Annotated in this window: 14 protein-coding genes; 7 read left to right on the top strand and 7 right to left on the bottom strand. The window is 51.2% G+C overall.

The annotated features are described in order from the left end of the window. Positions 1-28: 28 nt before the first annotated feature. Both RZS32_RS07915 and RZS32_RS07910 read left to right on the top strand, forming a co-directional pair. Positions 29-355 (top strand): Hpt domain-containing protein, encoded by a 327-nt coding sequence (locus tag RZS32_RS07915; RefSeq protein ID WP_317056467.1) that lies wholly within the window; start codon positions 29-31, stop codon positions 353-355. Between the two features lie 99 nt (positions 356-454). Further along, entirely contained in the window at positions 455-1,681 is a 1,227-nt protein-coding gene (locus tag RZS32_RS07910) for an argininosuccinate synthase (protein ID WP_317056466.1), read from the top strand. Here RZS32_RS07910 and RZS32_RS07905 read toward each other — a convergent pair. The 3 genes from RZS32_RS07905 to RZS32_RS07895 all read right to left on the bottom strand — a co-directional run bounded on the left by RZS32_RS07905 (position 1,617) and on the right by RZS32_RS07895 (position 3,835). After that, positions 1,617-1,988, bottom strand: coding sequence for a hypothetical protein (locus tag RZS32_RS07905; RefSeq protein WP_339106876.1), 372 nt, complete (start codon positions 1,986-1,988; stop codon positions 1,617-1,619). The genes RZS32_RS07910 and RZS32_RS07905 overlap by 65 nt on opposite strands. A gap of 216 nt (positions 1,989-2,204) precedes the next feature. Continuing rightward, on the bottom strand, positions 2,205-2,915 hold the full coding sequence (locus RZS32_RS07900; protein ID WP_317057865.1) for an HAD family hydrolase: 711 nt from the start codon (positions 2,913-2,915) through the stop codon (positions 2,205-2,207). Between the two features lie 11 nt (positions 2,916-2,926). Continuing rightward, on the bottom strand, positions 2,927-3,835 hold the full coding sequence (locus RZS32_RS07895) for a D-amino acid aminotransferase (protein WP_317056464.1): 909 nt from the start codon (positions 3,833-3,835) through the stop codon (positions 2,927-2,929). A 172-nt stretch (positions 3,836-4,007) separates the two neighbouring features. Between RZS32_RS07895 and msrA the strand changes: the two genes are divergently transcribed. After that, positions 4,008-4,670 (top strand): peptide-methionine (S)-S-oxide reductase MsrA, encoded by a 663-nt coding sequence (msrA, locus tag RZS32_RS07890; RefSeq protein WP_317056463.1) that lies wholly within the window; start codon positions 4,008-4,010, stop codon positions 4,668-4,670. Here the strand turns inward: msrA and RZS32_RS07885 are convergent. Continuing rightward, positions 4,667-5,533 carry a ribokinase gene (locus RZS32_RS07885; protein WP_317056462.1) on the bottom strand — a complete coding sequence of 289 codons (867 nt, stop codon included), beginning with the start codon at positions 5,531-5,533 and terminating at the stop codon, positions 4,667-4,669. The genes msrA and RZS32_RS07885 overlap by 4 nt on opposite strands. Positions 5,534-5,689: 156 nt before the next feature. Between RZS32_RS07885 and mutS the strand changes: the two genes are divergently transcribed. Further along, positions 5,690-8,299, top strand: a complete 2,610-nt coding sequence (gene mutS / locus RZS32_RS07880; RefSeq protein WP_317057864.1) for a DNA mismatch repair protein MutS — start codon at positions 5,690-5,692, stop codon at positions 8,297-8,299. A 2-nt stretch (positions 8,300-8,301) separates the two neighbouring features. Here mutS and RZS32_RS07875 read toward each other — a convergent pair whose 3' ends face one another. Genes RZS32_RS07875 through hrcA form a run of 3 tightly spaced genes read right to left on the bottom strand, consistent with a single transcriptional unit; the run spans position 8,302 to position 11,025 of the window. Further along, positions 8,302-9,357, bottom strand: a complete 1,056-nt coding sequence (locus RZS32_RS07875; RefSeq protein WP_317056461.1) for a TPM domain-containing protein — start codon at positions 9,355-9,357, stop codon at positions 8,302-8,304. Between the two features lie 30 nt (positions 9,358-9,387). Continuing rightward, positions 9,388-9,951, bottom strand: a complete 564-nt coding sequence (locus RZS32_RS07870; RefSeq protein WP_317056460.1) for a nucleotide exchange factor GrpE — start codon at positions 9,949-9,951, stop codon at positions 9,388-9,390. Positions 9,952-9,960: 9 nt separating this feature from the next. Further along, positions 9,961-11,025, bottom strand: coding sequence for a heat-inducible transcriptional repressor HrcA (gene hrcA, locus RZS32_RS07865; RefSeq protein ID WP_317056459.1), 1,065 nt, complete (start codon positions 11,023-11,025; stop codon positions 9,961-9,963). Between the two features lie 117 nt (positions 11,026-11,142). Here hrcA and rph point away from each other — a divergent pair, with 117 nt between their 5' ends. The 3 genes from rph to hemW are packed head-to-tail and all read left to right on the top strand — an operon-like array spanning position 11,143 to position 13,610. Further along, on the top strand, positions 11,143-11,859 hold the full coding sequence (rph, locus tag RZS32_RS07860) for a ribonuclease PH (RefSeq protein WP_317056458.1): 717 nt from the start codon (positions 11,143-11,145) through the stop codon (positions 11,857-11,859). Next, positions 11,852-12,460, top strand: a complete 609-nt coding sequence (rdgB, locus tag RZS32_RS07855) for an RdgB/HAM1 family non-canonical purine NTP pyrophosphatase (protein WP_317056457.1) — start codon at positions 11,852-11,854, stop codon at positions 12,458-12,460. The genes rph and rdgB overlap by 8 nt, the downstream gene beginning before the upstream one ends. Then, entirely contained in the window at positions 12,456-13,610 is a 1,155-nt protein-coding gene (gene hemW, locus RZS32_RS07850) for a radical SAM family heme chaperone HemW (RefSeq protein ID WP_422395961.1), read from the top strand. The genes rdgB and hemW overlap by 5 nt, the downstream gene beginning before the upstream one ends.

Here is a 13,610-nt window from a genome sequence, read left to right as displayed (position 1 = left end):
GCCAGATCTAAAGGCAAAGGAAACCGCTATGATCGATTGGACCCGTGTAGCTCGGCTTCGTGAGGAAATCGGAGCAGATGATTTTTCAGAAGTTATCGAGGTTTTTCTGGAAGAAGTAGAAGGCGAGATAGCGCCACTACGCCAACCATGTGAGCCAAGCCAATTGGAGGCTGTTTTGCATTTCCTAAAGGGAAGCGCGCTTAATCTGGGGTTTGAGACATTTGCAGAGCTTTGCGCTGATGGTGAGTCCAAGGCCGCCGAAGGACACGTAGCAGAGATCGACCTCCATGCCATTTTAAAGAGCTACTCCAATTCAAAAGTTCTTTTCTTAGACGCGCTAGAACATCGCTTTTGAAGCGATGTCCCTCTGACGCAAAGCATCCCGCGAGCCCCTCTCTTGCTCAAATATCGAAAACCCGATAATCGCCAGTCCATTGGCACGAAAGGGAGTCTCATGTCTGCGCCCAAAAAAGTTGTTCTCGCCTATTCGGGCGGCCTGGACACATCCATCATTTTGAAATGGCTTCAAACGGAATACGGATGTGAAGTTGTAACTTTCACAGCTGACCTTGGCCAAGGTGAAGAGCTTGAACCAGCACGTCAAAAAGCCGAGCTTTTGGGTATCAAGCCAGAAAACATCTACATCGAAGACATCCGTGAAGAATTCGTCCGCGGCTTCGTTTTCCCAATGTTCCGTGCCAATGCCGTCTATGAGGGCTTGTATCTTTTGGGCACGTCTATAGCGCGACCTCTCATTTCAAAGCGTCTGGTGGAGATTGCCGCCGAAACCGGCGCGGATGCCGTCGCCCACGGTGCGACTGGCAAAGGCAACGATCAGGTTCGGTTCGAACTTGCCGCCTACGCTCTTAACCCAGACATCAAGGTTATCGCCCCATGGCGTATTTGGGATCTGTCGAGCCGCACCAAACTCATCGACTTTGCAGAACAAAATCAAATTCCCATTGCCAAGGACAAACGAGGCGAAGCGCCATTTTCCGTCGATGCCAACCTGTTGCACACATCCAGCGAAGGCAAAGTTCTCGAAGACCCTGCACAAATGGCACCCGACTATGTCTATCAGCGTACGGTTCATCCAGAGGATGCACCCGATACGCCCGAGTACATTGAGGTCGGTTTCAAAAAGGGTGACGCCATCAGCATCAATGATGAACACCTAAGCCCAGCGCAACTTTTGACTCGCCTCAATGAACTGGGCGGCAAGCATGGAATAGGGCGACTTGATCTGGTTGAAGGGCGCTTTGTCGGCATGAAAAGCCGCGGCATTTATGAAACGCCGGGCGGTACACTGCTCTTGGAGGCACATCGGGGCATCGAACAGATCACACTCGACAGGGGTGCCGCGCATCTCAAAGACGAACTCATGCCGCGCTATGCCGAGCTGATCTACAATGGGTTCTGGTACAGCCCGGAACGCGAAATGCTACAAGCAGCTATTGATCATTCACAGCAGCACGTGACCGGTACTGTTCGGCTGAAACTCTACAAAGGATCTGTTCGAACCGTTGGACGTTGGTCTGATCACTCGCTCTATTCCGAGGCACATGTCACCTTTGAAGAAGACGCGGGCGCTTATGATCAAAAAGACGCGGCAGGGTTCATTCAGCTGAACGCGCTTCGTCTGAAACTTTTGGCCGCTCGGGATCGTCGTCTGAAAAACTAGTCGAAGCTTCTTCTACATCGATCGAGTTTTCATCCACTTCCGGTTCATTAGGGTCGGTGTCTTTAACGTGTTCAATCGCATCCTTCGCGACTTTCTTGGCCTTCGCAGCCAACTCATCCAATCGACCCTTGACCACATAACCACCTCCAGGGCTGTACTCGACAACTTCCGGCACGATCCGTTGCAGTGACTTGGTGAGGGTCGCAACTCCACTGGCATTTGGCGCATCCACAACACCATTGCGAACCATCTGATCTATGAACCGATTGGCGGTGGACGGACGAACCTTGAACATGTCAACGATCATGTCCGCAGTCACATTTATGCGGTTATGCGCCAGAGCCACAGCAAAGATGTATTTGCTTCTCCGCGCAGGCGCTATCGCTGCTGCCGAAGCAACAGATGAAGGAACAGCCGCGGCCAAGCCGGAGCCAAGAACGAGTTTTCCAAAGCCTCTTCTATTCATGCGCTAGAGATGGGAACGCGCAGAATTCAATAAACGGGGAAAAAGACACATCACGTATCAATTCATACTAATTTTATGGCCTTGAAGCTCTTCATAGGCTGGCATCACCTGATCCACGAGAGCCTGCGCGGCATCAGATAGTTGGGGCAGCGCACCTTCAGCCTTCGCAAAACCCGTTGAGGCATGAACCGCGCCATACCAATGCTGCGCCCAGACACCATCAGCTGGATGGCCCCCTGATTTCCAGCTAAGCATCGCAGGATCCCAGGCCAGTTCAAGACCACGGCACAAACGGCGAAGCATCGTTTCAGGATCACGCCGAATATCCGTGCTATCAACAACCAAAGGCTGCTCGCCCAAATCGGAAACCTGACGAAACAACTCAAGCTGCTGAGCAAACCCCAAGTCATCCACTGTTGGGTTTTCATACTTCGCAGAAAAGCTTGCCACCACACGCGCGGGGTGCCGAATGAGAAAAACGTTTCTCATAGACCTCATCCATCCGCGCGGCATCCCGTCGATCATGTGCTGTGTCATATGTTTTTGATAAAATACAGACCGGTCTTCTGGTGTCGGACCCAACAAGGTGTCCACCACAGTGTTCGGATCAACGGGCTGCGATGCCAGAATCTCTTTTGTCATCGGATGCTTCAAACCTGTCGCTTTAAGATATGCCGCATAGAAGGGCTCATCGATCACAGACGTGTCCGATCTGGACGCAAAAGCATACATCATCGCGGTCGAAAGATTCCGCGGTCCAGACCACATCGCAATCCGCATCAGGCCGTAACCCTGGCAATCAGATCCTTGTAAAGCAATTGAATCTTTTGAGTGACCGGCCCCAATTTACCGTCACCTATCATCCGTCCATCGATCTGCCCAACGGGTGTTTGCGCTCCGAATGTCCCAGTAAGGAAAGCCTCATCGGCACTGTATGTTTCAACCAAAGAGTAGTTCTTTTCGAAAACCGGAATGCCATTGGAACGGCACAGCTCGATAACCTTGGCGCGTGTAATCCCGTTCATGCAGTAGTCACCCGTCGAGGTCAAAACTTCGCCTTTTCGCACAATGAAAAAGTTGCACGCGTTCGTCGTGTTCACAAACCCATTCACATCCAGCATCAGCCCTTCGTCTGCGCCAGCCTTCTCAGCCGCAATACAGGCCAACACACAGTTCAATTTGGAATGTGAATTCAGCTTGGGGTCTTGGGACATCGGCAAACCACGAATATGCGGCACCGTTGCAAGCGTAATAGGTCGTGGAAGTTTGGGTGTGGAATGCTCCATGATGATCGTGATGGTCGGCCCCTGTTGAGACAAGGAAGGGTGTTGAAAGGGACGTGTTTTTACACCTCGGGTCACCATCAATCGTGCATGAGCATCCGTCACCATGTTGTTGGCATTCTGCGTATCAACAAGCGCTTGAAATACATCGGCACGGCTCATACCAATATTGAGATCGATTGCCTTGGCAGCCTCAAAAAGGCGATCAAGATGCTCGTCAGCAAACGCCCAAACGCCGTTGTAGAGCCGCAGACCTTCCCAAACGCCGTCACCAAGCATGAAACCGCTGTCATAGACGCTGACCAAAGCTTCTGACTTTGGAACAACCTTACCGTTCAACCAAATCAGAACAGATTCATTTCGCACGTCTTCTGCCGCCTGATGGGTCGTGACTTGATCGCTCATCGGCACCTCAAATGTTACGAAAGACCAGATTTTTTGTTTCAAAAGAACGCTAAAGCCCCCAAATCTGGCTGCCAAGCGTAAAATCAGGTCACCGGTGCGTGACCTCACAGGCTGGTGAGTTGGGTTTCGATACTGATCAGAGCAAGATTGATCCAACCAAGGAGGTATTGGCATGAAACATCTGAGCAATGTCAAAGCAACGGCACTCGCGATCCTGATTGGAATCGCCTTCACGCTGAACACAGGTCAAGCGCGCGCTGCAGGTACTGAAGTTCTGACAGTGGCGGGTGGATGCTTTTGGTGCGTTGAAGCTGATTTTGAGTCTGTTGAAGGCGTTAAAGAAGTCATCTCCGGCTTTACCGGCGGAACGGTTGCAAACCCGACCTACAAACAAGTCACCCGAGGGGGTACAGGCCATTACGAGGCTGTTCAAATTCTGTTTGATCCGAACAAAGTCTCTCGCGAGACCCTGTTGGCCAAATTCCTCCGCTCAGTCGATCCCACGGATGCCGGCGGGCAGTTTTGTGACAGGGGCGAAAGCTATCGGACGGCTATTTTTGTAGCTGATTCCGGCGAAAAGAACGCGGCAGAGAAAGCGATTGCAAACGCGCAATCAGAACTTGGGCAAAAAATCGTTACACCTGTTCTTGGGATATCCAAGTTTTATCCTGCTGATGCCTCGCACCAAGATTATTACAAAGGGTCCAAAATCATTTTGACTCGGTTCGGACCCAAGAAACAATCCAAGGCCTACAAAGCATATCGCCAGGCCTGCGGACGAGACGCACGTGTAAAGCAACTTTGGGGTAACAAGGCCGCGTTTGCTGGCTCCTAACCCAAGAACTTCTCAACGTCCAAGGCAAAGGGGATGGCATCAGCTGTCCCCTTTTTTGTGACCATAACAGCCGCAGCTGCATTCGCTCCAAGAACAGCTTCTTCAATACTGCTACCGAGATCAAGATGGGCGAGAAAGTACCCAGTAAACGTATCGCCTGCACCCGTTGTATCCAAGGGGTTCACCGGAAAGGCAGGAACATGTTTTTCACCCAGCTCCTTGGAATAAAGCACGCACCCGTCCGAACCCTTAGTCACAATGACGACGTCAACGCCCAGCGCTTCCGGCCTGTTACCTGTCTGCTCGCGAAGCTGCGCCATCTCCAATTCATTCAAGACAAGTATTTGAATATATGGAAGAACTTCCTTCAACGCATTTACATCAAATGGTGCAGCCGCGTAGGCCACCTTCATCCCCGATCCATGTCCCAGTTCCGCGGCAAATGCCTGTAGATTGGTTTCATTCTGCAAGAGCAAAATGTCCCCAGGCCGAGCATTCAACAACGCAGCAGCGATCCGATCCTTGTCCTGCATTGAGTTGGCACCCTGGTGTATGACGATCAAGTTCTCCCCATCATCATCGCGAAAGATAACTGCGTGCCCGGTCGTTGCCTGAAGCGAGTGAATATTTGAAACATCAACACCCGCTCGTTTTAGGTAATCAATGGCCCAGATACCGTCTTCGCCTACACTTCCAATATGGTGAACTTCGCCGCCTGCTCGCGCAACCGCAACCGACATGTTTGCGCCTTTGCCACCCAGGCCCATGCTGAATTCCTTGGTTGCAAGTGTTTCACCAGCAACTGGCAATCTCGGCACCGAATAAAAGTAGTCAAGATTGATCGATCCGAGATTGTAGATCATGCTGCATCTCCGTCTTTTCAAATAAAGTTGTTTGTTTGCGAGCGCATTACAACCATCCAAGTTGTTTGTGCTTTCACGCCCTTCTTTGCGTTTGTAAACTCAGTCCAGCGAGAACAGGGGGACAGCGTGACATCCGCAACATCAGCCATAACGCCGATGATGGCACAATACCTCGATCTCAAGGCTCAGTTTCAAAACGCTTTGCTGTTCTACCGCATGGGTGATTTTTACGAACTGTTCTTTCAAGATGCTGTCGCCGCCAGCGAAGCGTTGGACATCGCGTTGACAAAGAGAGGAAAGCACCTGGGTGAAGACATCCCGATGTGTGGTGTTCCAGTACATTCAGCAGAAGGATATTTGCTCAACCTGATCCGGAAAGGATTCCGCGTTGCTGTTTGCGAACAGATGGAAGACCCATCCGAAGCCAAGAAGCGTGGTTCGAAAGCAGTGGTCAGGCGCGATGTCGTTCGACTTGTAACACCCGGAACCCTGACTGAGGAAACCTTGCTTGACGCGCGGCACCACAATTTTCTGGCCGCGTTTTCGGAAGTGCGCGGTGAATGTGCTCTAGCTTGGAGTGATATTTCCACCGGTGCATTGCATGTCGTGTCACTGGAAGAAGAACGATTGGGACCCGAGTTAGCCCGACTGGGGCCCAGCGAGCTCATTCTTACTGATGAATATGATCCGAATTTGTCTGAGTTAGTCTCTGATTTTGACATATCAATCACACCTCTTGCACGCGCCGCTTTTGACAGCACCAGTGCGCAAAAGCGCTTGTGTGATTTGTTCGGGGTCTCAACGCTGGACGCCTTTGGCCAGTTTAATCGCGCTGAGTTGTCCGCCATGGGCGCGCTCATTGAGTATGTTGAGATGACCCAAAAGGGTAAACTGCCACTCATACGTCCTCCAGTTCAGGAAGTAACCGCACAGGTTATGCAAATTGACGCAGCAACGCGTCGAAACCTTGAACTGACACGTGCCATGAGCGGTGGAAAGAGCGGCTCTCTGCTGGCTGTTTTGGATCGCACGGTAACCGCAGGCGGCGGACGTCTTTTGGAACGTAGGCTGTCTAGCCCTAGCCGCGATCTCACAAAGATAGAACGCCGGTTGGATGCTGTCAGTTTTATAACTGAAAACAACCGTATTGCTGCGGATTTGCGCGACTTGCTGCGGAAAGTGCCCGACTTGGATCGCGCCATGTCTAGATTGAGTCTTGACCGAGGAGGTCCAAGGGATTTGGCCGCCATACGAAATGGCCTCTCCCAAGCGGCCGATATTGCAACTCGGCTACACGAAGATGATCTTCCCGCGCTTTTGAGTGATGCTTGTTCACGCTTAACAGGACATGAATCCTTAGCAGAACTGCTGCAAAACGCACTGGTTTCCGAACCACCCCTGATGGTGCGGGACGGTGGATTTATTTCTGCTGGATATGAAACTGAACTGGATGAAGTACGGCAACTGCGCGACGAAGGCAGAGGTGTCATCGCAGCAATGCAATCGGAATATGCCGAACTGACCGGCATTCAGAGTCTGAAGATCAAACACAACAATGTTCTTGGATATTTTGTTGAGGTCACTGCAACGCATGCTGACAAAATGCTTTCAGATCCACTGAATGAGACTTTCAAACACCGACAAACCACTGCCAATCAAATCCGCTTCACAACAATTTCTCTGAGCGAAATGGAAACGCGAATCCTCAATGCAGGGGGCAGGGCAATTGAAATCGAAAAGCGTCTCTATCAATGCCTAAAAAGCGAAATTCTAAAGAACGCAGCGACAATCTCTGAGACTGCAAGAGCACTTGCCGAATTCGATTTGGCGACCGCTTTTGCCGATATCGCAAAAAGCGAAAACTGGTGTCGGCCGAAAATCGACGACGGCCGAACCCTTAGCATTGAAGATGGCCGGCACCCGGTTGTGGAACATGCCATTCGCCGTGAAGGCGGCAATGTCTTTGTTGCAAATTCCTGCACTCTGGATAATGCGCACGATATCTGGCTGCTGACTGGTCCAAACATGGCCGGTAAATCGACGTTTCTAAGACAAAACGCGCTTATTGCTGTTCTTGCACAAATCGGATCTTTTGTTCCGGCCTCATCCGCACATATCGGGCTGGTGAGTAAACTCTTCAGTCGCGTCGGTGCATCCGATGACCTTGCCAGAGGGCGCTCAACCTTCATGGTTGAGATGATCGAAACGGCAACGATCCTCAATCAAGCCGATGAAAACGCCTTGGTCATCCTAGATGAAATTGGACGCGGAACGGCCACATATGATGGGCTTAGCATCGCATGGGCGACGCTCGAACATCTTCACGAAGTCAACCGATGCCGGACGCTTTTTGCTACGCACTACCACGAACTCACGCATCTCAAAGCAAAATTGAATCGCCTTGAAAATGCGACCGTCGCAGTCAAGGAACACGAGGGGGACGTCGTGTTTTTGCATGAAGTACGTAAGGGTGCCGCGGATCGAAGCTATGGAGTTCAGGTCGCGAAACTGGCCGGTTTACCAGGTTCTGTGATTGAGCGCGCGCGCAAGATACTCGAGACTTTGGAAAAGGGTGAAAGGGAAGGCGGCGGCAAGCGTGACATGATCATTGATGATCTGCCACTTTTCTCGTCTGCGCCGTCCCCTGCGCCGCCCATGTCAAAACAATCGGAGCTTGACACGCGCATGAAGGATATCATGCCTGATGAACTATCTCCGAAAGAGGCTTTGGACCTCATTTATGAACTCAAGTCTCTAACCGAGTGAGATCACCAGCTCCCGCTGGCACCACCACCTGATGAGGACCCCCCACCAAAGGAAGAAGAGCTGCTACTCGATGAGGATGAACTTTCACTCTTTTTGGGGATGATTTTGGTCACTGCATAAGTGTCGGCACAGTTCAAACAAGTGTAGGTGACTTTTTTCTTGCCTGTTGAGCTGGTGGTTGCATGCTCCAGAATTTCGGTTTCGCCCTGCAACGTCCGGTAGTTGCAACTTCGGCAAGCGCTATATTGGGAAAACCACGATTTATAGGCTTCTATCGTGAGTCTCTCGCATTTTGGACAGCGCCAAACGTCGTAGTCAACGCTGTCGATCTCTTCTTCTTTGAGTTGGCCTTTGCGCAAATGTGCATCATCCCAATGCTCTGCCAAAAGCTCCATCCGTGTTGAATCCGCCGGGCACAATCGAGGGCTATAGCGCAGAAATCTTCGGTATAGCCAAAATGCGAATCCCACTAAACCAGCAAGAATCGGATAAAACAGAAAGCTCAAAACCTGACCAATGAACCCAAAGACCGCATAGAACGCACCACTGACTCTCTCCGACAAACTGGGTGGTACAGCAGTTAAATCTTCAATGACCGCATCAATGCCTTGCACGATACCTGCGCCAAAACGGTTGGAGCGAAACTCGGGCAACATCACATCATCAATGATCCTCTGCATCGCGGCGTTCTTTGAAGTTCCATATCCCGATCCAACCTCAAGTCGCATTTTGCGATCATCTTTTGCGACGAGCATCATCACGCCATCGTTGCGATCTGCGTCCCCAACGCCCCAGGTGTTAAATAATCCCGTCGCGAACGGCTCTATTTCGCCCGAATATCCATAGTTCGACATGGATCGAATTGTGACGACGGTAAATTCGATGCCGGTATCTCGGGTGAATGTACGAAGTTTTTCTCTCGAAATCTTCTTTGCCGAGTCAAACAATAGACCGGCAAAGTCGTTTACATAGATTTCCTCGTAGTCTGGAAAATTCTGTGCCGCTGCCGCAATGGGCAGAAAGAGAAGAAGAACAAGAGGTTTTAGGAACTGATACATGAGTCTAAGAGCGCGCATCAGCCATAAGTATCAACCCGGGTTTGACGAAACGCCAACCTGTGCCGGACGCAAAATGCGGTCATGAAGCATGAAACCTTGGGCAGACACCTGAATAATTTCACCGGCTTTTGTTCCAGGAACAGGCGCTTCAAACATGGCCTCGTGCTCCTGCGGGTCAAACTTGTCCCCCACTTCGGGATTGATCATACGAATACCGTGTTTGTTGAACACGTTGATAAGTTCACGCATCGTAAGCTCAATGCCTTCGATCAATGCGCCGGCCGCTTCGCGTTGTTCTTCCGTCACAGAGTCAACCGCACGCTTCATATTGTCGAAGACCGGAAGCAAATCACGTGAAAGCTTCGTTCCGCCGTAATTCTCTGCTTCCATTCTATCTTTTTGGGCACGCTTACGGGCATTTTCTGCCTCAGCAAGAGCGCGCATGAATTTATCCTGCAGCGCGTCACGCTCGGCACGCAGCTGTTCTATTTCATCCTCAGGCGTGTCGACCACATCATCAAAAATGACAGATTGCTCTTCTGCTTCTGCCTGTTCAATGTCGTCCAGAAACTGTTCTTCTTTCGACTCAGCCATGTCAGCCCTCTAACTTCGGTCGGCGATCAGCTTGCCGACAAGCTGCGCCGTATAATCAACAATCGGAACAATACGCCCGTAATTCAGGCGCGTCGGTCCAATGACACCCACAGCGCCCACAATCTTTCGATCAGAGTTCATATATGGAGATACAACCAAAGAGGAACCCGAAAGTGAGAAAAGTTTGTTCTCAGAGCCAATAAAAATGCGTACGCCTTCGCCTTGATCCGTTAATTCAAGGAATTCGGCAATGTCGCGTTTACGTTCCAGGTCATCGAACAAAGATCTAATGCGATCCAACTCTCCTTCGTCCGCGTCAGATTCGAGCAGATTCGAGCGTCCGCGTACAATCAAGCGCTCATAAGTGTCCGCCTCACCATCCCAAACAGCCAAACCACTTTCGACGAGCTGATGCGCAAGCTGATCAACTTCTTGCCGCCGCGCTTCAATCTGGGCCGTAATAACAGTTTGCAGCTCTGAGACCGTGCGTCCTTCAACCATGCTGTTTAGGAAGTTAGCAGCTTCGCGCATTGCGCTTGGCGTTTGCCCTGCGGGAGGATGAAAAATGCGATTCTCTACATGCCCATCGGCAAAAACCAACACGACCAGAGCTCTATCCGGACCAAGGCTAACGAATTCAATATGTTTTATTGGCGCTTCATGTTTGGGGGACAGAACAAGAGATGCACCCTGTGTGACGCCGGACAGCGCCGATCCAATGCGATCCAAAGCGCCTGAAACGTCTTCCGAGTTAGATGAAAGCGTCGCATCTATCGTCTCGCGATCTGTCTCTTCGACATTGCGTACTTCCAAAAGACCATCCACGAACATGCGTAGCCCTTGCTGCGTGGGCACCCGGCCTGCAGAGACATGTGGACTGTCAAGAAGGCCCAAATATTCCAGGTCCTGCATGACGTTACGAATGGTCGCAGCAGAAACCTTTTCCGACATTCCTCGGGTCAGCGTCCTGGAGCCAACCGGATCACCCGTCGCCAGATAAGATTCGACCACACGCCGAAACACTTCACGCGAGCGATCATTCATCTCTTCAAGGATATGAAGGGTACTTTCCATTGTGCTCATCGGTTGATTCTGGCCTGCCATTAAATTCGCCGTACCGAAAAGGTCAATCGGGGTTGCTAACGGGAATGCGTCACCTGTATCCCGGTTGGACAGCAAAGGAGTTCTGTTATGCGGCCCTCAGGAAGAGATTTAAATGAAATGCGTGCGGTTTCAATTGAGACCGGTATCACAAAACACGCCGAGGGTTCATGCATGATCCGCATGGGCGACACACATGTTTTATGCACCGCCACGTTGGAAGATCGTGTTCCGCCATTCATAAAAGGCTCCGGTCTGGGATGGGTAACGGCAGAGTACGGCATGCTCCCAAGATCAACATCGAGTCGCATGCGGCGCGAGGCGTCTGCCGGGAAACAAGGAGGCCGGACCGTCGAGATTCAGCGTCTTATCGGGCGAAGCTTGCGGGCCGGCGTGGATAGAGTGGCCCTTGGCGAGCGTCAAATCACAGTCGACTGTGATGTGATTCAAGCTGATGGCGGCACTCGGTGTGCGTCAATCACCGGCGGATGGATTGCTCTGCGTCTGGCAGTGAACCAATTGCTAAAGTCTGGCGAGGTTCTGACCGATCCATTGATTGATCCCGTTGCCGCAGTAAGTTGTGGCATCTATGCAGGCCAACCCGTTCTTGATCTGGATTATCCAGAAGACAGTACAGCCGGCGTGGACGGCAACTTCATCATGACAGGATCTGGTCAGTTGATCGAAATCCAGATGAGTGCCGAAGGCTCAACGTTTAGCCGCGATCAAATGGATCAATTGATGGGTCTAGCAGAAAAAGGTGTAGGCGAACTGGTTGCCGCGCAAAAGGCTGCAACCAGTGCGTAGATTTTCTGGCAACGAACTGCTTGTTGCCACGCACAATACCGGAAAGCTGGAAGAAATAGCCAACTTGCTTGAGCCTTTTGGCGTAACAGTGGTTGGTGCTGCTGACATGAACCTCGAAGAACCAGAAGAAACAGAGACCACATTTGTTGGAAATGCTCGCATTAAGGCACATGCCGCGTCTCAGGCGACGGGCCTTCCTGCTTTGGCCGATGACTCAGGCATTGAAATTGATGCTTTGAATGGAAAGCCGGGTGTTTACACGGCGGATTGGGCCGAAACAGAGACTGGTCGCGATTTTGTCATGGCAATGAGTAAGGCACATGGTTGTCTGGTAGCAACCGGCGCCAATGAGCCCTGGACCGCACGATTTTGCTGCACCTTGGTGATGGCCTGGCCCGATGAGCACGACGAGGTTTTCCCAGGAACAATTGAAGGACGTATTGTTTGGCCAATGCGAGGTAACCAAGGGCACGGATACGATCCCATTTTCCAGCCCAGCGGTTATGATCAAACCTTTGGGGAAATGGTCCGCTGGGAAAAGAATAAGATCAGTCACCGCGCAATCGCGTTCGCAAAACTCGTAAAGGGTTGTTTTGATTGAAGATTGGCGCCATGGCGGGTTTGGGCTTTATATTCATTGGCCTTTTTGCGAGTCCAAATGTCCATACTGCGATTTCAACAGCCACGTCCAGGCAAAGATTGATCAAAAGCAATGGCTTAAAGCATATCTGAGCGAGATTGATCGCTACGGAAATTTGCTGCCGAACCGGTTGTTGAATTCCGTGTTCTTTGGGGGTGGAACCCCAAGTTTGATGCAGCCTGAGCTTGTGGGGCAAATTTTAGATCGCGTCCATGAGACATGGCGAACAGCGAATGACCTGGAGGTCACGTTGGAAGCCAACCCCAGCTCCGTGGAAGCTGAGAAATTTTCCAAATTTGCAAAGGCGGGTGTGAATCGGGTGTCGCTAGGCGTTCAGGCGTTGGACGATTCTGATCTAAAGCGGCTTGGGCGCCTTCACTCAGCAGAAGATGCCAAAACCGCGTTGAACATCGCGCAATCGACTTTCGAGCGCGTTAGTTTTGATCTGATCTACGCAAGGCAGGATCAATCTCTTTCGGCTTGGGAAAAAGAGCTTGAGGAAGCACTATTGCTCGCGGGTGATCATTTGTCCCTGTATCAATTGACGATTGAGCCTGGCACGGCGTTTGGTGAGCGCGATGCGCGTGGGCTTTTAAAGGGTCTGCCGAGCGAAGATGGTTCCGCAGATATGTTCGAACTCACTCAGAAACTTTGTCAGTTTGCGGGTTTCGACGCATATGAAGTGTCTAACCATGCCAAACCTGGCTCTGAATCGCGACATAACCTTATTTATTGGCGAGGTGGAGATTACATAGGAATCGGGCCCGGGGCGCATGGGCGCGTGACTTTGGGAAAGACAAGATATGCGACAGAGTGCTGGTCCCAGCCCAGCAAGTGGCTGGCAGAGGTCGATAGTGGAACGCCCGAGAAATCTCGTGATCCACTGTCCTATTTGGATCAAGCATCTGAGTTGTTGCTGATGGGGCTTAGATTGTCAGAAGGAGTTAGTCTCGACAGAGTAAGATCTCTCACGCCACAGGCGTTACCAGAAGCGAGCCTGGATGAGCTTCGTCAATTGGATTTAATCACCACAAAAGCGCGCACCATCCGTACAACGTTCAAGGGACGTATGATGCTTAACGCCGTTGTTAGAACTCTGATGCCAGGTTGA

The sequence above is a fragment of the Roseovarius sp. W115 genome, assembly GCF_032842945.2.
Classification (GTDB): Bacteria; Pseudomonadota; Alphaproteobacteria; order Rhodobacterales; family Rhodobacteraceae; genus Roseovarius; species Roseovarius rhodophyticola.
The sequence above is the reverse complement of the archived record's forward strand: the minus strand, read 5'-3'. Positions and strand labels throughout refer to the sequence as shown.